We start from the raw sequence: 19,676 nt of genomic DNA, 5'->3' as shown, positions 1-19,676 counted from the left end.
AGCGCGTCCGCAAGGCCGTCACCCCGCCCGGCGAGGCCCGCGAGGACATCGACATCATCTGCGCCCTCGCGGCCCGGCTCGGGCACGACTGGAAGCCTTGGCGTCCTCCGTCTTCCAGTTCCACTCCAGACGTATGCGCTCTCCGTCGAAGCCGGCGGTGCCGTCCCCGGCGGAGACCGACAGGGGGACGGAGGGGCCCGGCAGCAGGTACGTGTCGACCGGCGAGGCGGGGACCTGGTCGAGGAGCAGGGCGCTGCGCACCTCGTCCACGAAGTACTCGGCGACGCCGTAGCGGTCGGACTCCACGATCAGCTGGTAAGGGTCATGGGGCTCGGTGAGCCGGCCGCCGGTGGCGTGCAACAGCGGGTCGGCGCCGTCGCGCAGCCGCAGCCTGAGCCGCCCCGACTTCTTGCCCTGCTCCAAGGAGATACCGGCCAACGCCCCCAGCGGTAGGACCAGTTGACCCAGCTCCTTGCGCAGCAGACTGACGTTCTTGTCCCGTCCGGGAGTCAGCCGTAACGCGTCCCCGTCGAAGGCCCACGTGCCGTCCTTCTGGATGATTTCCGCCATAGGGTGGATTGTTCCACCCGTCTCACGAGAGAGTGGTCCAGACCTCTTGGGGCTCAACGGCTCGTGAAGGGACACGCTTGTGAGAGATGGCCGTGTGAGACAGCACCGCAGAACGCTCCGCCTGCTCGGTGCCCTGCTGTTGGTCGCGATGGCCGCCTCGGTGACCGGGGCCGCTCCCGCATCGGCGGCATCGCCCACCCCGCTCGACCGGGTGATCCCCGCGCCCGCCTCGGTCGCCCCGGGCGGATCCCCGTACCGGATCACCCGCGGCACCCACATCCACGTCGACGGATCCCGGGATGCCCGGGGCGTCGGCGAGTACCTCGCGAAGATCCTTCGCCCCTCGACCGGCTATCGCCTCCCCGTCACCGCCCAGGGCGCCGGGGGCATCCGACTGCGCCTGGCCGAGGGCCCGTTCGGTGCCGAGGGCTACCGGCTCGACAGCGGCCGGGGCGGCGTCACCATCACCGCCGCCCGGCCCTCCGGGCTCTTCCACGGCGTGCAGACCCTGCGCCAGCTCCTGCCCGCGGCCGTCGAGAAGGACTCCGTCCAGCCCGGCCCCTGGCTCGTCGCCGGCGGCACGATCACGGACACCCCGCGCTACGGCTGGCGCGGCGCCATGCTCGACGTCTCCCGCCACTTCTTCACCGTCGAGCAGGTCAAGCGTTACATCGACCAGCTCGCCCTCTACAAGATCAACAAGCTGCATCTGCACCTCAGCGACGACCAGGGCTGGCGACTCGCCATCGCCTCCTGGCCGCGCCTGGCCACCTACGGCGGTTCCACGGAGGTGGGGGGCGGCCCCGGCGGCTTCTACAGCAAGGCCGACTACCGGGAGATCGTGCGCTACGCCTCCTCCCGCCACCTTGAGGTCGTGCCCGAGATCGACATGCCCGGCCACACCAACGCGGCGCTGGCTTCGTATGCCGAGCTGAACTGCGACGGCGTCGCACCGCCGCTCTACACCGGCACCGAGGTCGGCTTCAGCTCGCTGTGCGCCGGCAAGGAGATCACATACGACTTCGTGGACGACGTGATCCGGGAGCTAGCCGCGCTCACGCCGGGCAGGTACCTCCACATCGGGGGCGACGAGGCGCACTCCACCAGCCATGAGGACTACGTGAAGTTCATGGACCGGGTGCAGCCGATCGTCGCGAAGTACGGTAAGACGGTGGTGGGCTGGCACCAGTTGACCGGGGCGACCCCGGCGAAGGGGGCTCTCGCCCAGTACTGGGGGCTGGACGGCACCAGTGCCGAGGAGAAGGCGCGGGTCGTGAAGGCCGCGCAGAACGGGACCGGGCTGATTCTGTCCCCGGCGGACCGGGTGTACCTCGACATGAAGTACACGAAGGACACGCCGCTGGGGTTGTCCTGGGCGGGGTACGTCGAGGTGCGGCGGTCGTACGACTGGGATCCCGGGGCGTATCTGCCGGGGGTGCCGGACGGGGCCGTGCGGGGCGTTGAGGCGCCGATGTGGTCGGAGACGCTGGAGAACTCCGGGCAGGTCGAGTTCATGGCGTTCCCGCGGTTGCCCGGTGTTGCCGAGTTGGGGTGGTCGTCGGCGGCTTCTCACGACTGGGAGCGGTACAAGGGACGGCTTGCTGCGCAGGCTGAGCGGTGGGATGCGCTGGGGATTGAGTGGTATCGGTCGCCGCAGGTTCCGTGGGGGTCCGGCGGGCGGTGAATCGTCTGCGGGTGCGTGGGGGCTGGTCGCGCAGTTCCCCGCGCCCCTAAAGGATTGCGCAGTTCCCCGCGCCCCTGAATGACTGCGCAGTTCCCCGCACCCCTGAAGCGATGGGCACCCCGGAGGACCGTACTCCGGGGTGCCCATCCGGCTTGGGGGTCAGAATTCCGCGATCGGATTCCTCAGGGTGCCCACCAGCTGGAGGGCGCCCGACGGGTCCGACAGGTCCACCATCTGTTCGTTGTTGCGGAGTTGGAGGCGGTTGAGGCAGGAGAGGGCGAACTCGGGGGCGAACATGTCGTACTGCTTGAACTTGTCGGCGAGTTCGGGCATCGAGTCCTGGTAGGCGCGGGTGACGTGCGCGACCGTGTGCCAGAAGTCGTCCTCCTCCAGGATTCCCTCGGTGGCGAGGTTCGCCGCGAGGAAGCGGAAGAAGCAGTCGAAGACGTCCGTGAAGATCGACAGGAGTTTCTTGTCCTCCGGGACCTCCACGCGGAGCCGCTCGACCGTCGGCGGCAGCACCGCGTCCGGGTCCATGACCGCGATCTCCTCGGCGATGTCCTTGTAGATCGCGCGCTGCACGACCCCGTCCTTCAGCACCAGGATGACGTTCTCGCCGTGCGGCATGAACACCAGGTCGTAGGCGTAGAAGCTGTGCAGGAGGGGCGTGAAGTAGGCCTGGAGGTAGCGGCGCAGCCACTCCTTCGGGGCGAGGCCCGACTGCTCGATCAGGGCGCCCGCGACGGACGCCCCCTGGTGGTCGACGTGGACCAGGGACGCCATCGTGGCCAGGGACTCGCCCTTCCGGAGCGAGGGCACCGGGCTCTCCCGCCACAGCGCGGCGAGCATCTTGCGGTACGGCGAGTAGCGGTCCGTCGCCTGCTCGTACTCCAGGTGCCGGTAGCCGACCGCCGCGCGCTCCCGGATGATCGACAGGCCCGTGGACCGCAGTACCGGGTCGCCCTCGATGAGCTGGGCCAGCCAGTCGTTGATCGCCGGGGTGGCCTCCATGTACGCCGCCGACAGGCCGCGCATGAAGCCCATGTTGATGACCGACAGCGCGGTTTTGACGTAGTGCTTCTCGGGGCTGGTCCGGTTGAAGAACGTCCGGATGGACTGCTGGGCGAGGTACTCGTCGTCGCCCTCACCCAGGCACACCAGGTGCTTACGGGCGACCTCGGCGGCGAAAGTGACGGTGAGCTTGTTCCACCACTGCCAGGGGTGGACCGGGATGAACAGGTAGTCGGCCGGGTCGAGGTCCTGGTCGCGCAGGACGCCGTGGAAGCGCTCGACGGTCCTCTCGCCCAGCTCCTCGCGCAGGAACGACTCGTACTCGATGCCGACACCGGCCGTGAACGCGGCCCGTGACCGGTGGGCGGCCAGCCACACCAGACGGACCGGGCTCGCGGTCTCCGGCGCGTACGACAGGTACTCGTGGATGCCGAAGCCGAGCCGGCCGTTGTTGGCGACGAAGCAGGGGTGGCCCTCGGTCATGCCGGTCTCGATGGCCTGGAAGTCGCCGCGCGCCAGCTCGGCCGCCGTGGTTTTCGGCTTGGTGAGCTTGTAGCAGGTGCCGGAGAGGGTGGAGGAGATCTCCTCCAGGTAGACCGGCAGGATGTCGTCGCTCAGACCCAGGGACTTCTGCAGTTCGATGAAGAAGTCCAGTGCGGCGAGCGGGACTTCCGTGCCGTTCCGGTGGCGGGTGATCGAGTCGGCGTCCACCTGCCAGTGGTCCAGGGCGCGGCGATCGGCGGAGAACCGGTAGCTCGTCAGGCCGTCGTCGCTGCGGACGACGTAACTCTCGCCGTCCTGCTCGGGGGTGATCAGCCGCTCGTGCGCGAACTCGGCGAGCGCTTTGCGGACCAGCAGACGGCCCGCCTGCTCCCAGCGCTCGGGGGACAGGTGTGCCACGGCGTCGGACAGGGTCATATCGCCACTCCTCGGGCAGCCAGGAACTGTGCGCGCGTGCAGAAGCTCAGCAGCGCGCGCTTCTCCGGCTTGTCGATCTCGCGCTCGGCCACGAAGCCGACGGCCTCGTTGAGCGCGTGTACCGCCTTGTTGCTCACGTCGGGCTCCACCACGACCCGTCGGGTGCGCGGTTCGGCGAACAGCTCGTCCATCACGGCGGTGATGACGGCCTTGGTGAAACCGTGGATCGGCCGGTCGGTCGGCGCCACCAGGAAGTGCATGCCGACGTCGCCGGGCTCCGGGTCGTACAGGCCTTCCAGCTCGACGTAGCGGGGGTCGTACTTCTCCATCAGGAACGCCGGGCGGCCCTGGTGCAGACCGATGTAGGCGTCGTGGTGCTCGTGCGCGGCGATCCGCATGTACTCGCGCTCGACGTCCTGGAGTTTCGCGCCCTGCATCATCCAGTAGGCCGCCTTGGGGTGGGTGACCCAGGAGTGCAGCAGCTCGGCGTCCCTCAGGGGGTCGAGCGGGCGGACGGTGAGCGTTCCGATGCCGGTGCCGGCGCTCATACGGCGAACTCCTGGAAAGCGATGCTCTTCTCGACCGGGTAGTACTCGCTGCCGAGCAGCTCGCGGATGATGTACGCGTTCCGGTAGGGGCCCATGCCCAGGTCCGGGCTGGTGATGCTGTGCGTGTGGACGGCGGCGTTCTGCAGGAAGATCCCCCGGCCGGTGACGTCGATCGCGTAGTTGCGGGCGACGTCGAAGTTGCCCTGCGAGTCGTAGACCAGGTGGTCCTTCACGGGGGCCAGGAACTCCGGCTCGGCGTACTTGTAGCCGGTCGCCAGGACCAGGCCCTGTGAGTCCAGCTCGAAGTCCTTGCCCTGCTCCTCCTGGCGGAAGCCGAGCGTGTACGTGCCGTTCTCGTACCGGGCGCTGTTCAGCGAGCAGTTGGTGAGCAGCCGGGTGGGGACCGGGCCACCGAGGTTCTTCTGGTAGAGCAGGTCGAAGATCTCGTTGATGAGGTCGCCGTCGATGCCCTTGAACAGGCCCTTCTGCTCGGCCGTGAGGCGGTAGCGGGTCGCCTCGGGCAGCTCGCGGAAGTAGTCGACGTACTCCGGGGACGTCATCTCCAGCGTGAGCTTGGTGTACTCCAGCGGGAAGAAGCGCGGGGAGCGGGTGATCCAGTTCAGCCGGTAGCCGTGGACGTCGATCTCACTGAGCAGGTCGTAGTAGATCTCGGCGGCCGACTGGCCCGAGCCGACCAGCGTGATCGAATCCTTCTTCTGCAGCTCCGCCTTGCTGTCCAGGTAACGGGAGTTGTGCAGGAAGTCGCCGCCCAGGCCCTGGCAGGCCTCGGGTATGTGGGGCGGGGTGCCGGTGCCGAGGACCAGGCGACGGGCCCGGTAGGTGTCCCCGGCGGTGGTCCGCACGACGTAGAGCTCGTCCTCGTACGTCACCTCCGCGACCGTCGTGCCGAAGCGGATGCTGCGCAGTTTGCCCGCGGCCCACCGGCAGTAGTCGTCGTACTCGACGCGCAGCGGGTAGAAGTTCTCGCGGATGTAGAACGAGTACAGCCGGCCCTTCTCCTTCAGGTAGTTCAGGAAGGAGTACGGGGACGTCGGATCGGCGAGGGTGACCAGGTCCGACATGAACGGGGTCTGGAGGTGGGCGCCGTCCAGGAACATGCCCGCGTGCCATTCGAAGTCGGGCTTCGACTCCAGGAAGACGCCGTCGAGTGCGTCGATCGGCTCGGTCAGGCAGGCCAGGCCGAGGTTGAAGGGGCCGAGCCCGATCCCCACGAAGTCATGAGTCGCGGGAAGGGGGGCCGGGTTGTCAGGACGCGCGGTCAAGGGACTCTCCCAGGTACTGCTCGGCGTGGCCGGCGATCAGATCGAGGACGGCGGCGATGTCGGATGCCTGCGTCTCGGGGTTGAGCAGGGTGAACTTCAGGTAGTGGCGGCCGCCGACCTTGGTGCCCGCGACGATGGCGTCACCGGAGGCGAACAGGGCCTTGCGGGCGTAGAGGTTGGCGCGGTCGATCTCGGCGGGGTCGGTGACGGCGGCCGGGATGTAGCGGAAGACGAGGGTGGACAGGCTCGGCTCCACGACGACGTCGAAGCGCGGGTCGGCGGCGATCAGCCGCCAGCCCTCCCGGGCCAGCTCGCATACCTCGTCGAAGAGCTGCCCGATGCCGTCGGCGCCCATGGTCCGCAGGGTCATCCACAGCTTGAGGGCGTCGAAGCGGCGGGTGGTCTGCAGGGACTTGTCCACCTGGTTGGGGATGCGCTCCTCCACCATGCGCCGCGGGTTGAGGTACTCGGCGTGGTAGGTGGCGTGGCGGAGCGTGGCGGCGTCCCGCACCAGCACGGCCGAGGAACTCACCGGCTGGAAGAAGGACTTGTGGTAGTCGACGGTGACCGAGTCGGCCCGCTCGATGCCGCTGATGCGGTCCCGGTGCTTCAGGGAGGCCAGCAGGCCGCAGCCGTAGGCGGCGTCGACGTGCATCCAGGTACCGAACTGCTCGCACAGCTCGGCGATCTCGGGCAGCGGGTCGATGGAGCCGAAGTCGGTGGTGCCGGCGGTGGCGACGACCGCCATGGGGACGAGGCCGTCCTTGGTGCAGCGCTCCAGCTCGCGGGCGAGCGCGACGGTCTGCATGCGCTTGTCGTGGTCGACGGGTATGGAGACCACGGCGTCCTGGCCGAGCCCGAGCAGCTTCGCGGACTTCTTCACGCTGAAGTGGCTGACGTCGGAGGCGAAGATGCGCAGTTTCGCCAGGGAGCCGGTCTTGGCCTCCTCGCGGGCGAGCAGCAGCGCCTGGAGGTTCGACTGGGTGCCGCCCGAGGTGAACACGCCGTCGGCGGCCGGGCCGAGGCCGATCCGCACGGTTGTCCAGTCGATCAGTTTCCGCTCGATGAGCGTGCCGCCGGCCGACTGGTCCCAGGTGTCCAGCGAGGAGTTCACGGCGGACAGGACGGCCTCGCCGAGCACGGCCGGGATGACGACCGGGCAGTTGAGGTGGGCCAGGTAGCGGGGGTGGTGGAAGTAGATCGCGTCCCGGAGGTAGACGTCCTCCAGTTCGTCGAGCACCGCGCCGGTGTCGTGCAGCGGCTGGTCGAGGTCGATCTCGTCGATGCGGGGGGCGAGCGTGTCGACGGTGATGCCGGTGAACGGCCGGTCGGTGGCGGCGAGTTTGGCGGCCACCCGCTCGACTCCGTCGGTCACGGAGCGGCGGTACTGCTCCGCGGTGGTGTCGTTGAGCAGGTGCGAGCGCATGCGGGGGTCCTCCGGTGGGGACAGTCCGGTGTGGGACGGGATGGGCTGATCTCCGGCGTCCAGAACTTAGGTAAGGCTAACCTAACTTGATCGAGGGGAGGGCAGGCCCTGCCGTGACAGTGGTCACTCGTGTCACCTCGGTGCCGGTGAGCTGCGGCTACGCTTCCGCCCGCAGCTGCTCCTCGCTCGCGCCGCGCCGCCAGTAGCCGACGAACGTCACCCTGCGGCGGTCGATCCCGCGGTCGCGCACGAAGTGCCGGCGCAGCTCCTTCACGCACCCGGACTCGCCGGCGATCCAGACGTACGGCCGCTCGGCCGCGGGCAGATGGGCGGCACGGAGGACGTCGAGGGTCATGGGGGACCCCTCGGTGCCCCTCTCGTCCCTGACCAGCCAGGTGATCTCGGCGTCGGCCTCGGTCGCCAGGTCCTGGATGTCGCCGGCGTGCGGGACCTCCAGCCAGACCCGGGCGCGGGTGCCGGCGGGCAGCGCCTCGACGATGGCCGAGGCGGCCGGTACGGCGGTCTCGTCGCCCCAGACGACGACGAGGTCGGTGTCCTCGGGCGGCCTGAACCGGATCGCCCGGTTGTCGGCGATGGCCGGCCCGAGCAGCAGGGCCCGGTCACCGGCGGCGGCCCGGGCGGCCCAGCGTGAGGCGGGGCCGGCCTGGACCGTGGCGCCCGGCTCGATGCCGTGCAGGGCGAAGTCGATGTCGATCTCGTCCGGCTCGCGGCGCAGGGCGCGCAGAGTGTACGACCGCATCACGGCCCGTACGCCGTCGGGGAGTTCACGCCAGCCCTGCCACCAGCCGTCCCCCAGTTCGACAGGGACGACCGGCTCGGGCTGCCCGGGGTGCGGCAGGAACAGCGACAGGGACTGGTCCCGCCCGTCGGAGTGGAAGGCGTGCAGGTCGGGTCCCCCGAAGGTGACCCGGACCAGAGACGGCCCGAGCCGCCTCGTCCGCACGACCTGGAGGGAGAAGAAGCGGAACGGGGCGGCTACGGCGGTGGTCACGTGCGGCTCCTGGACGTCAGGAAGGGGGAGGGGGTCAGGCGACCTTCTTGGCCGACTCGACGGCCTTCGCGAGGTTCTCCACCAAAGGCGTGCACTTGTCGTACGACAGGATCGGCTCGGGCGAACGCGAGATGACCTGACCGGCCCTGACCGCGGGCAGCTTCTTCCAGGTAGCCTCGGTGATGTCGGCCGGCTGGATGGTCGAGGCGCGGTCGTCCATCATGATGATGTCCGCCGGGTACTTGTCGACGTTCTCCCAGCTGAGGTTCTCGAACCAGCCGCCGTTGGCCTTCTTGGCCTTCTCCGGGGGCTCGACGAGGTTCACGCCGAGGGCCTTGAAGTACTCCAGGTCGATGGAGAAGTTGGAGCCGGAGACGTAGAAGATGGCGTCCGAGGCGGAACCGGCCAGCACCTTGATCTCGGGGCGGGACTTGGCGGCCTTGCGCAGTCGCTCGGAGGCGGCCTCGAAGCGCTTCTTCGCCTCGACGACCTTCACGGCCTTCAGGTCGGCGCCGAGGGACCCGGCGAGCTCGGCCATGCGCTGCAGCGGCTTCGGCAGCTGGCGGTCGAAGACCGAGACGGCCACGCTCGGGGCGAGCTTGGCGATCTTGTCCTTGGATGCCTCCGGGACGTACCAGAGGCTGCCGGCGGCGTCGAAGGTGGTGGTGATGAGCACCTCGGGCTGGAAGGCCGCGTACTGCTCGACGTTGAACTGGTCGAACCTGTTGCCGAAGACGGTCAGCTTGCTGACGTCCATGTCGCCGGCCTGGACGTCGGCCTTGCCGTCCTTGGTCTTGGTCGGGCCGAAGACGCCCTTGACCTCGATGCCGTAGTCGTACAGGGCGGCGGCGACACCGGTGAAGGCGACGATCTTCGAGGGGGCGTGGTCCAGGCTCACGGTCTTGCCGCGGTCGTCCTCGAAGGACCAGGGGCCGGACTTGGCGGCACCCTTCGCGTCCGAGCCGCCGTCCTCGGAGTCCTCACTGCCACAGGCGGTCACGAGGGCGCCGAGCCCGAGAGCACCACCGGCGGCGAGCAGCCCGCGGCGGGAGTAACGGGCGGTTCTGGCGTTCGACATGACGGGATCTGCTTTCGTGCGTACGGAGCCACTGCGGGCGCGGCTGACAGCCGCTAGGCTGGAACGAGGCTTAGGTTAGCCTAACCTCAGATTGTGTCCAGGGGGGTGTGGGGGTGTGTGCCCGGGGGCGGAGGTGGAGATGCGAACGGGCGCAGTGATCCGAGTCACTGCGCCCGTTCGGTCGGCGGCCTTCGGCCCCTGGTCCGTCGCTCAGCCCACCAGCCCCAACTCCCGCGCGATCAGCATCCGCTGCACCTCGCTCGTCCCCTCGCCGATCTCCAGGATCTTGGAGTCGCGCCACATGCGGGCGACCGGGTACTCGTTCATGAAGCCGTAGCCGCCGTGGATCTGGGTGGCCTCTCGGGCGTTGTCCACCGCGACCGTGGAGGAGTGGAGCTTGGCGAGGGCTGCCTCCTTCTTGAAGGGGGCGCCGGTCACCAGGCGGGCCGCCGCGTCGCGCCAGGCGAGGCGGGACGTGTGGGCCTTCATCTCCATGTCGGCGATCTTGAACTGGATGGCCTGGTTGGCGGCGATGGGCCTGCCGAAGGCGTGGCGCTCCTTGGCGTACTTGACCGACTCGTCCACGCAGCCCTGTGCCAGACCCGTCGCCAGGGCCGCGATCGCGATGCGGCCCTCGTCGAGGATGCGCAGGAACTGGGCGTAACCGCGGCCCTCCTCGCCCAGGAGGTTCTCCGCCGGGACGCGGACGTCCGTGAAGGACAGCTCGCGGGTGTCCGAGGCGTTCCAGCCGACCTTGGAGTAGGGGGCCGCGACCGTGAAGCCGGGGGTGCCCGGCGGGACGATGATCGAGGAGATCTGCGGCCTGCCGTCGGGCTTGCGGCCCGTGACCGCCGTGACCGTCACCAGGCCCGTTATGTCCGTGCCCGAGTTGGTGATGAAGCACTTCGTGCCGTTGATGATCCACTCGTTCGTCGACTCGTCCAGGCGGGCCGTCGTGCGGGTCGCTCCCGCGTCACTGCCGCCGTCCGGCTCCGTCAGGCCGAACGCGCCGAGGACTTCGCCCGAGCAGAGGCGGGGGAGCCATTCCCGCTTCTGGGCCTCGGTGCCGTAGAGGTGGATCGGCATCGCGCCCAGCGAGACGCCGGCCTCCAGGGTGATCGCCACCGAGGAGTCGACCCGCGCCAGTTCCTCCAGGGCCACGCCGAGGGCCAGGTAGTCCCCGCCCATGCCGCCGTACTCCTCGGGGAACGGCAGGCCGAACAGGCCCATGCGGCCCATCTCCCGGACGATCTCGTAGGGGAACTCGTGCCGCTCGTAGAAGTCGCCGATCTTCGGCGCCACCACCTCGTGCGCGAACTCCTCGACCGTACGGCGGAGTTCCTCCAGCTCGGGGGAGAGACGGTAGTCCATGGTGATCAGTGCTCCTCGGTGTCCTCGTGGGACAGGGCTCGGACGGTGCGGGACGGGCTGGGTCGGCCCAGGTGGGCGGCCATCCACGCGCTCGTGGCGACGAGGCGGCCGAGGTCGATTCCGGTGTCGATGCCGAGGCCCCGCAGCATCCACACGAGGTCTTCGGTGGCCAGGTTTCCGGTCGCCGACTTCGCGTACGGGCAGCCGCCCAGGCCGCCCGCCGAGGCGTCGACCGTGGTGACGCCCTGCTGGAGGGCCGCGAGGGTGTTGGCGAGGGCCTGGCCGTAGGTGTCGTGGAAGTGCACGCCGAGGGCCGACACCGGGACGCCCGCCTCGTCCAGGGCCGCGAGGAGTGCGACCACATGGCCCGGGGTCGCCACGCCGATCGTGTCGCCCAGGCTCAGCTCGTCGCAGCCCATGTCCAGCAGGGCCCGGCAGACCTTCACCACCTGGGGGAGGGGGACCGCGCCCTCCCAGGGGTCGCCGAAGCACATGGAGAGGTAGCCGCGGACATGGACGTCCTCGGACTTCGCGCGGCTCACCACCGGCTCGAACATCGCCAGTGCCTCGTCCACCGTGCGGTTGAGGTTGGCCTTGGCGAAGGACTCCGTCGCGCTGGCGAAGACCGCCACCCGCCGGGCGCCCAGTGCCAGGGCGCGGTCCAGGCCGCGTTCGTTCGGGACGAGGACCGGGAGGGCGGCCCGGAGGTCGCTCACCATCGGGAACAGCTGCTCCGCGTCCGCCAGTTGGGGCACCCACTTGGGGTGGACGAAGCTCGTCGCCTCGATCGTCGTCAGGCCCGCGTCGGCCAGGCGGCGGATGAACTTCGCCTTGACCTCCGTGGGAACCGTCGCCTTCTCGTTCTGCAGGCCGTCGCGCGCACCGACCTCGTGGATGCGGACGCGGGTGGGCAGGTCCCTGCTCGGGACGGCCATCGGGAGCCCTGGGACTGTCATTCCGCCGCCTCCTCATGCGGTGCGATGACCGCCAGTACCTGGTCCATGGCGACCGTGGTGCCCGGTGCCACGTCCAGTTCGGTGACCTTTCCGGTGTGCGGCGCGGAGATGACGTGCTCCATCTTCATCGCCTCCACCACCAGCAGGCTCTGACCGGCGCTCACCTCGTCGCCGACGGCGACCTTCACCACCGTCACCGTGCCGGGCATCGGCGCGGTCAGCGAGTCGGCGCCCGCGTGGGCGGCGCGGGTGAGGGACGCGGCTACCGGGTCGTGGTCGCGCACGTGCCAGGCGTCGCCGTCGCGGCCGAGCCAGTCGGCGGCGCGGTGGAAGGTGTGGCGGACGCCGTCGAGTGTCACGGCGACCCGGTCGTCGGTGACCGTGGCGGTGCCGCGCGGGGTGTGCTCCAAGGGCTCCTGCACCCGCAGGTGGAAGGCGACCGGCTTCGGTTCGCCGCCCAGGCGCCAGCCGCTCGGCACCGAGAACGGGTCCGTCCAGCCGCCCGGCTCCGGTTTCAGGGCCTCGACACGTACGGCCGCCGCCGCCTCGTACACCTCCTCCGGTACGTCCGTGGGGACCAGACCCTCGACCTCGCGCTCGACCAGGCCGGTGTCCATGTCGCCGGAGACGACCGCCGGGTGGGCGAGGAGGCGGCGCAGGAACCCGGCGTTCGTCTGCACGCCGAGCGTGACCGTCTCCGCCAGGGCCGCCCGGAGTTTGCGCAGGGCGGTCGCACGGTCGGCGCCGTACGCGATGACCTTGGAGAGCATCGGGTCGTAGAGGCTGCCGACCTCCGTGCCCTCGGTGAGGCCCGAGTCGGTGCGGACGCCGTCGCCCTGCGGCTCACGCAGTCTCAGCACCGTGCCGCCGGAGGGGAGGAAGCCGCGGGCCGGGTCCTCGGCGCAGATGCGGGCCTCCACGGCGTGACCGGTCAGGCGTACGTCCTCCTGGGCGAAGCCGAGGGGCTCCCCGGCCGCGACCCGCAGCTGCCACTCGACCAGGTCCAGGCCCGTGATCAGCTCCGTGACCGGGTGCTCCACCTGGAGGCGGGTGTTCATCTCCATGAAGTAGTACGACGACGGGTTGTTGCCGGGGACGATGAACTCCACCGTGCCCGCGCCCCGGTAGCCGCAGGAGCGGGCCGCTTGAACCGCCGCCCCGCCCATCGCGGAGCGCGTCTCCTCGTCGAGGAGGACGCTCGGCGCCTCCTCGATGATCTTCTGGTGGCGGCGCTGGAGGGAGCACTCGCGCTCGCCCAGGTGGACCACGTTCCCGTGGCCGTCCGCCAGGACCTGGATCTCGATGTGGCGGGGGCGCTCGATCCAGCGCTCCACCAGGAGCGTGTCGTCGCCGAAGGAGGCGCGGGCCTCGCGGCGGGCCGACGCGATCTCCTCCTCCAGGCGGGTCAGGTCCCGCACGAGGCGCATGCCCTTGCCGCCGCCGCCCGCGCTGGGCTTGAGCAGGACGGGCGCGCCCAGCTCGCGGGCCGCCTCGGCCAGGTCCGGGTCACGGCCGCCGGGCACGACCGGTACGCCGGCCTCCTGGACGGTTTCCTTGGCGCGGATCTTGTCGCCCATCAGCGCGATCGCGTCCGCCGGAGGGCCGATGAAGACCATGCCGGCCTCGGCGCAGGCGCGCGCGAAGGCGGCGTTCTCGGCGAGGAAGCCGTAGCCGGGGTGGACGGCCTGGGCGCCCGTGCGGGCGGCGGCTTCCAGGAGGCGCTCCACCGAGAGATAGCTCTCGGACGCCGGGGCCGGCCCGATCCGGACCGCCGTGTCCGCCTCGCGGACGTGCCGGGCGTCGGCGTCCGCGTCGGAGAAGACGGCCACCGAGCGCACGCCCATCGACCGCAGCGTACGGATCACCCGTACGGCGATCTCGCCGCGGTTGGCCACCAGTACTGTCTCGAACATCGTCGTCCGTCCCCTCACATCCGGAAGACGCCGAACTGGGGGTCACCCAGGGGCGCGTTGGCGCACGCGGTCAGGGCCAGGCCCAGGACCTGACGGGTGTCCAGCGGGTCGATCACACCGTCGTCCCAGAGGCGGGCCGACGCGTAGTAGGCGTTGCCCTGGCGCTCGTACTGGGCGCGGATCGGGGCCTTGAAGGCGTCCTCGTCCTCGGCCGGCCAGGACTCGCCGCGCCCCTCCAGCTGGTCCCGCTTGACGGTCGCGAGCACCGAGGCGGCCTGCTCGCCGCCCATGACCGAGATCTTGGCGTTCGGCCACATCCACAGGAAGCGGGGGGAGTACGCCCTGCCGCACATGGAGTAGTTGCCCGCGCCGTACGAGCCGCCGACCACGACCGTGAGCTTCGGTACGCGGGTGCAGGCCACCGCCGTGACCATCTTGGCGCCGTGCTTGGCGATGCCGCCCGCCTCGTAGTCCTTGCCGACCATGAAGCCCGAGATGTTCTGCAGGAACACCAGCGGGATGCCGCGCTGGTCGCACAGCTCGATGAAGTGGGCGCCCTTCTGGGCGGACTCGGAGAAAAGGATGCCGTTGTTGGCGACGATGCCCACCGGGTGGCCGTGGATCCGGGCGAAGCCCGTGACCAGCGTCTGGCCGAACTCGGACTTGAACTCGGCGAAGCGGGAGCCGTCGACGACCCGGGCGATGACCTCGCGCACGTCGTAGGGGGTGCGGGAGTCGACCGGGACCGCGCCGTAGAGGCTGTGGGGGTCGACCTTGGGCTCCGTCGCCTCCGTGACCTCCCAGGGGAGTGCTCCTCGGGAGGGGAGCGTGGAGACGATGGTGCGGACGATGCGGAGCGCGTGCGCGTCGTTCTCCGCGAGGTGGTCCGTGACGCCCGAGACGCGGGAGTGGACCTCGCCGCCGCCGAGCTCCTCCGCCGTGACGACCTCGCCGGTGGCCGCCTTCACCAGGGGCGGTCCGCCCAGGAAGATGGTGCCCTGGTCGCGGACGATCACCGCCTCGTCGCTCATCGCCGGGACGTACGCCCCACCGGCCGTGCAGGAGCCGAGGACGGCGGCGATCTGGGGGATGCCGGCGCCGGACATGCGGGCCTGGTTGTAGAAGATGCGGCCGAAGTGGTCGCGGTCCGGGAAGACCTCGTCCTGCATGGGGAGGAAGGCGCCGCCGGAGTCCACCAGGTAGACACAGGGGAGGCGGTTGTCGAGGGCGACCTCCTGGGCGCGGAGGTGCTTCTTGACCGTCATCGGGTAGTACGTGCCGCCCTTGACCGTGGCGTCGTTGGCGATGACCACCGTCTCGCGGCCGCTGACCCGGCCGATGCCGGCGATGACTCCGGCCGCCGGGGCCTGGTCGTCGTACATCCCGTCGGCCGCGAGCGGGGCCAGCTCCAGGAACGGCGAGCCCGGGTCGAGGAGGGTGTCCACGCGGTCGCGGGGGAGCAGCTTGCCGCGGGCCGTGTGGCGGGCGCGGGCCCTCTCGCCGCCGCCCTGTGCGGCGGAGGCGAGCTTGGTGCGCAGCTCCTCGACGAGGGCGTGGTGCCCCTCCTCGTTGGCCCGAAAGGCCTCCGACGCGGGGTCCGCCGCGCTCGTGAGCTCCGGTGCCTCGTGCATCCTGCGGGTCCCCTCACCTTGTTAATGAGCGTTAACGCATTTCCTTCAGGTTAACGACCGCTAACCTCCCTGTCTAGAATTGTTTTCATGGCCACCAGAACCGACGCCCCCACCCGCCGTGAGCAGATCCTCAAGGAGGCCGCGCGGCTGTTCGCCGAGCGGGGCTTCCACGGGGTCGGAGTCGACGAGATAGGAGCCGCGGTCGGGATCAGCGGGCCCGGGCTCTACCGGCACTTCACGGGCAAGGACGCGATGCTCGCGGAGCTGCTGGTGGGGATCAGCGGGCAGTTGCTGACCGGGGCGAAGCGGAGGCTGGCGGAGGCGGACGGGGGTGGGGCGGAGCAGGTGCTCGACTCGCTGATCGAGGGGCATATCGACTTCGCGCTCGACGACCGGCCCCTGATCACCCTGCACGACCGTGAGCTGGACCGCCTCCGGGACACCGACCGGAAGATGGTGCGGCAGTTGCAGCGGCAGTACGTGGAGTTGTGGGTGGGCGTGGTGCGGGAGGTGTACCCGGGGCTCGGGGAGCCCGCGGCCCGGTCCGCCGTGCATTCGGTGTTCGGGTTGCTGAACTCGACGCCGCATCTGGGGAGGGCGGGGTCGTTGCCCGGGCGGGGGGCCATGGCGGAGCTGCTGCACCGGATGGCCCGGGGGGCGTTCGCGGCGGCGGAGAGCTGACGCGCGGACCTCGGTGCCCGCCGGCGCGATCGGCGTGACGAGCGTTACCCCGCCCCCACCCTGGACGGTCGTTGATACTCGCCGGTATCTTGGGCTGAGCAAGCGCTTAGACATGCGAAGTCGTGGAGGTGGCGGTCGTGCGCCGTACGGTGTTCAACGAGGATCACGAGGCGTTCCGGGAGACCATCCGCGCCTTCATCGAGGCCGAGGTCGTACCGGTGTACGACGAGTGGTTCGCGGCGGGCCAGGCGCCCCGCGACTTCTACTACCAGCTCGGTGAGCTGGGCATCTTCGGCATCAACGTGCCCGAGGAGTTCGGCGGCGCGGGCCTGGAGAGCCACAAGTTCGAGGCCGTGCTGTACGAGGAGACCGCTCGCGCCGGTGTCCAGTTCGGCGGCTCCGGCGTGCACGTGCTGCTCGCCCTGCCGTACCTCAAGATGCTCGCCACCGACGAGCAGAAGAAGCGGTTCCTGCCGAAGTTCGTCTCCGGCGAGGAGATGTGGGCCATCGCGATGACGGAGCCGGGCACCGGTTCCGACCTCGCGGGCATGAAGTCCACCGCCAAGCTGAGCGAGGACGGCACCCACTACGTCCTCAACGGCGCCAAGACCTTCATCACCGGCGGCGTGCACGCCGACCGCATGATCGTCTGCGCCCGCACCTCCGCCCCGACCGCCGAGGACCGCCGCCACGGCATCTCCCTCTTCGCCGTCGACACCAAGTCCGAGGGCTACTCCGTCGGCCGCAAGCTCGACAAGCTCGGCCTGAAGACCTCCGACACCGCCGAGCTGGCGTTCGTCGACGTCAAGGTGCCCGTCGAGGACCTCCTCGGCGAGGAGAACAAGGGCTTCTCCTACCTCGGCCACAACCTGGCCTCCGAGCGCTGGGGCATCGCCTTCGGCGCCTACGCCCAGGCCAAGGCCGCAGTGCGGTTCGCCAAGCAGTACGTCCAGGACCGCACCGTCTTCGGCAAGACGGTCGCGTCCTTCCAGAACACCAAGTTCGAGCTGGCCGCCTGCCAGGCCGAGGTGGACGCCGCCGAGGCCGTCGCCGACCGCGCGACCGAGGCCCTGGACGCCGGTGAGCTCACCCCCGCCGAGGCCGCGAGCGCCAAGCTGTTCTGCACCGAGGTCGCCCACCGCGTCATCGACCGCTGTCTCCAGCTGCACGGCGGCTACGGCTTCATGAACGAGTACCCGATCGCCCGCCTGTACGCGGACAACCGTGTCAACCGCATCTACGGCGGCACCAGCGAGATCATGAAGTCGATCATCGCCAAGGACATGGGCCTGTAAGGCCCCCGACACCGAGACGCGATCACTGGCCGGTACAACTACCCCATGAGCCAGGCACTCCAGGACCTCCTCGATCTGCTCGACCTCGAGCAGATCGAGGAGGACATCTTCCGCGGCCGCTCCCGGTCCGCCGTCGTCCCCCGGGTCTTCGGCGGGCAGGTCGCGGCCCAGGCACTCGTCGCCGCCGGACGCACGGTCCCCGAGGACCGGCCCGCGCACTCGCTGCACGCGTACTTCCTGCGCCCCGGCGACCCCGGCGCGCCCATCGTCTACACCGTCGACCGCATCCGCGACGGCCGCTCCTTCACCACCCGCCGGGTGGTCGCCGTCCAGCACGGCAAGCCGATCTTCCATCTCTCGGCGTCCTTCCAGACGTACGAGGACGGGCTGGATCACCAGGAGCCGATGCCCGCCTCGCCCGACCCCGAGAGCCTCCCGACCGGTGCGGAGCGGCTGCGCGGGTACGGGCATCTCGACCCCGTCGTGGTGGAGAAGTTCCTCGAGGCCCGTGCCGCCGTCGACCTGCGGTACGTCGACGAACCGCCGTACGGGAAGTTCGGCGCGCCGCGCGAGCCGCACTCGCAGGTGTGGTTCCGGACCAACGGCAAGCTCGCCGACGACCCGCTGCTGCACGTCGTCCTCGCCACGTACGTCTCCGACATGACACTGCTCGACTCCGTGCTGCTCGCGCACGGGCGCGGCGGCTGGGCCGTCGGGGACGTCGTGGGGGCCTCGCTCGACCACGCGATGTGGTTCCACCGGCCGTTCCGCGCCGACGAGTGGCTGCTGTACGACCAGGAGTCCCCGTCCGCGTACGGCGGCCGGGGACTGGGGCAGGCCCGCATCCACACGCAGGACGGGCGGCTCGCCATCACCGTGATCCAGGAGGGCGTGGTCCGCGTCCCGCGCGAGCCGGGCGCTGGTGCCGCGGCAGGCAACGTTTGCCGTTGAGGAGCGGCGTTTGGTGCGTGCTCTCGGCGTGCCGGCCGGAAGCCCTCGTACTGGACGTACTCGGGGTTTCGGCCGGTGCGGCGAGTGGGGGTGCCCCCTGCTCGAGCGGAGTCGAGAGCGTGGGGGAGCGTGCCGGGCGTCGTGACGGGGCGAACGTTGCCTGTCCCGGCACTACTAGCTGAGGCCCGCCTCCGCCAGCAGGTACGCCGTCATCGGGTCGTAGTGGCGGGGGCTGATCACGTGGTCGTCGAGGGGCACCGTCACCTGCACGGTGCCCTCGGCCTCGGCGATGAAGAGGGCCGGGTCGTTGCAGTCGGCGTAGCCGACCGAGTCCACGCCGTGCTGGCCCGCGTAGCCCGCCCAGCCGTGGTCGGCGACGACCAGGTCGGGCAGCGGGCGGCCCGCGCGCTCCAGGCCCTTCAGGATCGCCTTCATCGGTTCGCCCGAGTGGGTGTGCCACAGGGTGGCGCCGTGCTCCAGCACCGCCACGTCCGCGAACTGCATCACGTAGCCCTCCTCGGTCGTCAGCCCCTCCGGGATGACGACGATCTCGCAGCCGGCCGCGCGCAGCGCCGAGGCGGTCGCGCGGTGCACGTCGAGGAGGCCGCCGGGATGGCCGGTGGCGAACAGCACGCGCTGCTGCCCGTCCGCCGCCTTGCGCAGCCGCCCGGCCAGCCGCTCCAGCCCGTCGACGGTCAGCTCCGGGTCGATGGTGTCCTGGCCGTACCGGTACTCGGGATCGTCGTTCACACCGACCCGCTCCGCCATCACCGCGAGGACGTCCTGCTCGTCGCTCCAGCGGTCGCCGAGTTCCAGCCCGAACCAGTAATGGCGGTCGCTGTTCGCCAGCTTGCGGTAGTGGGAGAGGTTGTTCTCGCGGGGGGTGGCGACGTCGCCCGCGATGCGCGTCCTGACGAGGTGTTCGACGAGTTCGGCGCGGCTGGGTGTCCCGGATATCGGCATGGCATCCATTGTGAGGCAGCCGACTGTGGGCGTCCCTGGCGTATCGCACGCTGGGACGTGCGTCACGTACTCAGCGGGACACCGCTCACCTACTCAGATGTGCCGCAGCGCGAACCAGAGTTCCATCCGTACGTCCGGGTCGTCGAGGTCCGTCGCGAGCAGGGCCGCGCAGCGGGCGATGCGCTGGCGCACGGTGTTGCGGTGCACGGACAGGGCGACGGCCGTGCGGTCCCAGCTGCCGTGCAGGGAGAGCCAGGTGCGCAGGGTCTCGGTGAGCGCGGGGTGGGCCGCGACGGGGGTGAGCAGGGCGCGGGCGTGGGCCGCCGCCTCGCCGGGCGGGACCAGGTCGGCGAGGGCGGGGCGTGCGCCGTGCCGGAGCAGCGGG

16 protein-coding genes and 1 pseudogene are annotated in these 19,676 nt (G+C 70.2%); 4 read left to right on the top strand and 13 right to left on the bottom strand.

Features of this window, described 5'->3' with window-relative positions; genetic code table 11:
- Positions 1 to 78 precede the first annotated feature (78 nt).
- Positions 79 to 570: pseudogene (locus ABZ281_RS07385) on the bottom strand (DUF4429 domain-containing protein); the annotation flags it as partial.
- 94 nt (positions 571 to 664) lie between these two features.
- Between ABZ281_RS07385 and ABZ281_RS07380 the strand changes: the two are divergent.
- Positions 665 to 2,254, top strand: coding sequence for a beta-N-acetylhexosaminidase (locus ABZ281_RS07380; RefSeq protein WP_356653035.1), 1,590 nt, complete (start codon positions 665 to 667; stop codon positions 2,252 to 2,254).
- Positions 2,255 to 2,413: 159 nt separating this feature from the next.
- On the opposite strand, the gene ABZ281_RS07375 is transcribed toward ABZ281_RS07380, so the two are convergent.
- The 10 genes from ABZ281_RS07375 to ABZ281_RS07330 all read right to left on the bottom strand — a co-directional run bounded on the left by ABZ281_RS07375 (position 2,414) and on the right by ABZ281_RS07330 (position 15,401).
- A complete protein-coding gene (locus ABZ281_RS07375) occupies positions 2,414 to 4,183 on the bottom strand; it encodes an IucA/IucC family siderophore biosynthesis protein (RefSeq protein WP_356653033.1) in 1,770 nt (589 codons plus the stop codon).
- The gene (locus ABZ281_RS07370; RefSeq protein WP_356653031.1) at positions 4,180 to 4,731 is read right to left on the bottom strand and encodes a GNAT family N-acetyltransferase; all 552 of its coding nucleotides are present in this window, start codon (positions 4,729 to 4,731) and stop codon (positions 4,180 to 4,182) included. The genes ABZ281_RS07375 and ABZ281_RS07370 overlap by 4 nt, the downstream gene beginning before the upstream one ends.
- Positions 4,728 to 6,014, bottom strand: coding sequence for a SidA/IucD/PvdA family monooxygenase (locus ABZ281_RS07365; protein ID WP_356653029.1), 1,287 nt, complete (start codon positions 6,012 to 6,014; stop codon positions 4,728 to 4,730). Before ABZ281_RS07365 ends, ABZ281_RS07370 begins: the two co-directional genes overlap by 4 nt.
- Positions 5,998 to 7,440: a lysine decarboxylase DesA gene (desA, locus tag ABZ281_RS07360; protein WP_356653027.1), complete on the bottom strand. Its 1,443-nt coding sequence runs from the start codon at positions 7,438 to 7,440 to the stop codon at positions 5,998 to 6,000. Before desA ends, ABZ281_RS07365 begins: the two co-directional genes overlap by 17 nt.
- Positions 7,441 to 7,597: 157 nt before the next feature.
- The gene (locus ABZ281_RS07355) at positions 7,598 to 8,452 is read right to left on the bottom strand and encodes a siderophore-interacting protein (RefSeq protein WP_356653025.1); all 855 of its coding nucleotides are present in this window, start codon (positions 8,450 to 8,452) and stop codon (positions 7,598 to 7,600) included.
- 34 nt (positions 8,453 to 8,486) lie between these two features.
- Positions 8,487 to 9,530, bottom strand: coding sequence for an ABC transporter substrate-binding protein (locus tag ABZ281_RS07350; protein WP_356653023.1), 1,044 nt, complete (start codon positions 9,528 to 9,530; stop codon positions 8,487 to 8,489).
- Positions 9,531 to 9,740: 210 nt separating this feature from the next.
- Positions 9,741 to 10,901 carry an acyl-CoA dehydrogenase family protein gene (locus ABZ281_RS07345; protein WP_356653021.1) on the bottom strand — a complete coding sequence of 387 codons (1,161 nt, stop codon included), beginning with the start codon at positions 10,899 to 10,901 and terminating at the stop codon, positions 9,741 to 9,743.
- Between the two features lie 5 nt (positions 10,902 to 10,906).
- Complete coding sequence (locus ABZ281_RS07340; protein WP_356653019.1) at positions 10,907 to 11,857, bottom strand: hydroxymethylglutaryl-CoA lyase; 951 nt, start codon at positions 11,855 to 11,857, stop codon at positions 10,907 to 10,909.
- Positions 11,854 to 13,770, bottom strand: a complete 1,917-nt coding sequence (locus ABZ281_RS07335) for a biotin carboxylase N-terminal domain-containing protein (RefSeq protein WP_356653017.1) — start codon at positions 13,768 to 13,770, stop codon at positions 11,854 to 11,856. Before ABZ281_RS07335 ends, ABZ281_RS07340 begins: the two co-directional genes overlap by 4 nt.
- Positions 13,771 to 13,784: 14 nt before the next feature.
- Positions 13,785 to 15,401, bottom strand: coding sequence for a carboxyl transferase domain-containing protein (locus ABZ281_RS07330; RefSeq protein ID WP_356653015.1), 1,617 nt, complete (start codon positions 15,399 to 15,401; stop codon positions 13,785 to 13,787).
- Positions 15,402 to 15,488: 87 nt separating this feature from the next.
- On the opposite strand from ABZ281_RS07330, the gene ABZ281_RS07325 reads away from it, so the two are divergent.
- The 3 genes from ABZ281_RS07325 to ABZ281_RS07315 all read left to right on the top strand — a co-directional run bounded on the left by ABZ281_RS07325 (position 15,489) and on the right by ABZ281_RS07315 (position 18,328).
- Positions 15,489 to 16,082, top strand: a complete 594-nt coding sequence (locus tag ABZ281_RS07325; RefSeq protein ID WP_356653013.1) for a TetR/AcrR family transcriptional regulator — start codon at positions 15,489 to 15,491, stop codon at positions 16,080 to 16,082.
- A gap of 137 nt (positions 16,083 to 16,219) precedes the next feature.
- Complete coding sequence (locus ABZ281_RS07320) at positions 16,220 to 17,377, top strand: acyl-CoA dehydrogenase family protein (RefSeq protein ID WP_356653012.1); 1,158 nt, start codon at positions 16,220 to 16,222, stop codon at positions 17,375 to 17,377.
- 45 nt (positions 17,378 to 17,422) lie between these two features.
- Positions 17,423 to 18,328, top strand: coding sequence for an acyl-CoA thioesterase II (locus ABZ281_RS07315; RefSeq protein ID WP_356653010.1), 906 nt, complete (start codon positions 17,423 to 17,425; stop codon positions 18,326 to 18,328).
- Between the two features lie 174 nt (positions 18,329 to 18,502).
- Here ABZ281_RS07315 and ABZ281_RS07310 read toward each other — a convergent pair whose 3' ends face one another.
- Entirely contained in the window at positions 18,503 to 19,291 is a 789-nt protein-coding gene (locus ABZ281_RS07310) for a phosphatase (protein WP_356653008.1), read from the bottom strand.
- 93 nt (positions 19,292 to 19,384) lie between these two features.
- Positions 19,385 to 19,676 (bottom strand): helix-turn-helix domain-containing protein (locus ABZ281_RS07305; RefSeq protein WP_356653006.1); only part of this gene is annotated, 292 nt, incomplete at its 5' end.

The sequence above is a fragment of the Streptomyces sp. NPDC006265 genome (assembly GCF_040613555.1).
Taxonomy (GTDB): Bacteria; Actinomycetota; Actinomycetes; order Streptomycetales; family Streptomycetaceae; genus Streptomyces.
Note: the sequence above shows the minus strand (reverse complement) of the source record. Positions and strands in the feature narration are given on the sequence as shown.

Coding starts and splice junctions, on each gene's coding strand:
- ABZ281_RS07315 (WP_356653010.1), top strand. CDS start 17,423: ATGAGCCAGGCACTCCAGGACCTCCTCGATCTGCTCGACCTCGAGCAG.
- ABZ281_RS07375 (WP_356653033.1), bottom strand. CDS start 4,183: ATGACCCTGTCCGACGCCGTGGCACACCTGTCCCCCGAGCGCTGGGAG.
- ABZ281_RS07340 (WP_356653019.1), bottom strand. CDS start 11,857: ATGACAGTCCCAGGGCTCCCGATGGCCGTCCCGAGCAGGGACCTGCCC.
- ABZ281_RS07370 (WP_356653031.1), bottom strand. CDS start 4,731: ATGAGCGCCGGCACCGGCATCGGAACGCTCACCGTCCGCCCGCTCGAC.
- ABZ281_RS07345 (WP_356653021.1), bottom strand. CDS start 10,901: ATGGACTACCGTCTCTCCCCCGAGCTGGAGGAACTCCGCCGTACGGTC.
- ABZ281_RS07350 (WP_356653023.1), bottom strand. CDS start 9,530: ATGTCGAACGCCAGAACCGCCCGTTACTCCCGCCGCGGGCTGCTCGCC.
- ABZ281_RS07335 (WP_356653017.1), bottom strand. CDS start 13,770: ATGTTCGAGACAGTACTGGTGGCCAACCGCGGCGAGATCGCCGTACGG.
- desA (WP_356653027.1), bottom strand. CDS start 7,440: ATGCGCTCGCACCTGCTCAACGACACCACCGCGGAGCAGTACCGCCGC.
- ABZ281_RS07325 (WP_356653013.1), top strand. CDS start 15,489: ATGGCCACCAGAACCGACGCCCCCACCCGCCGTGAGCAGATCCTCAAG.
- ABZ281_RS07310 (WP_356653008.1), bottom strand. CDS start 19,291: ATGCCGATATCCGGGACACCCAGCCGCGCCGAACTCGTCGAACACCTC.
- ABZ281_RS07330 (WP_356653015.1), bottom strand. CDS start 15,401: ATGCACGAGGCACCGGAGCTCACGAGCGCGGCGGACCCCGCGTCGGAG.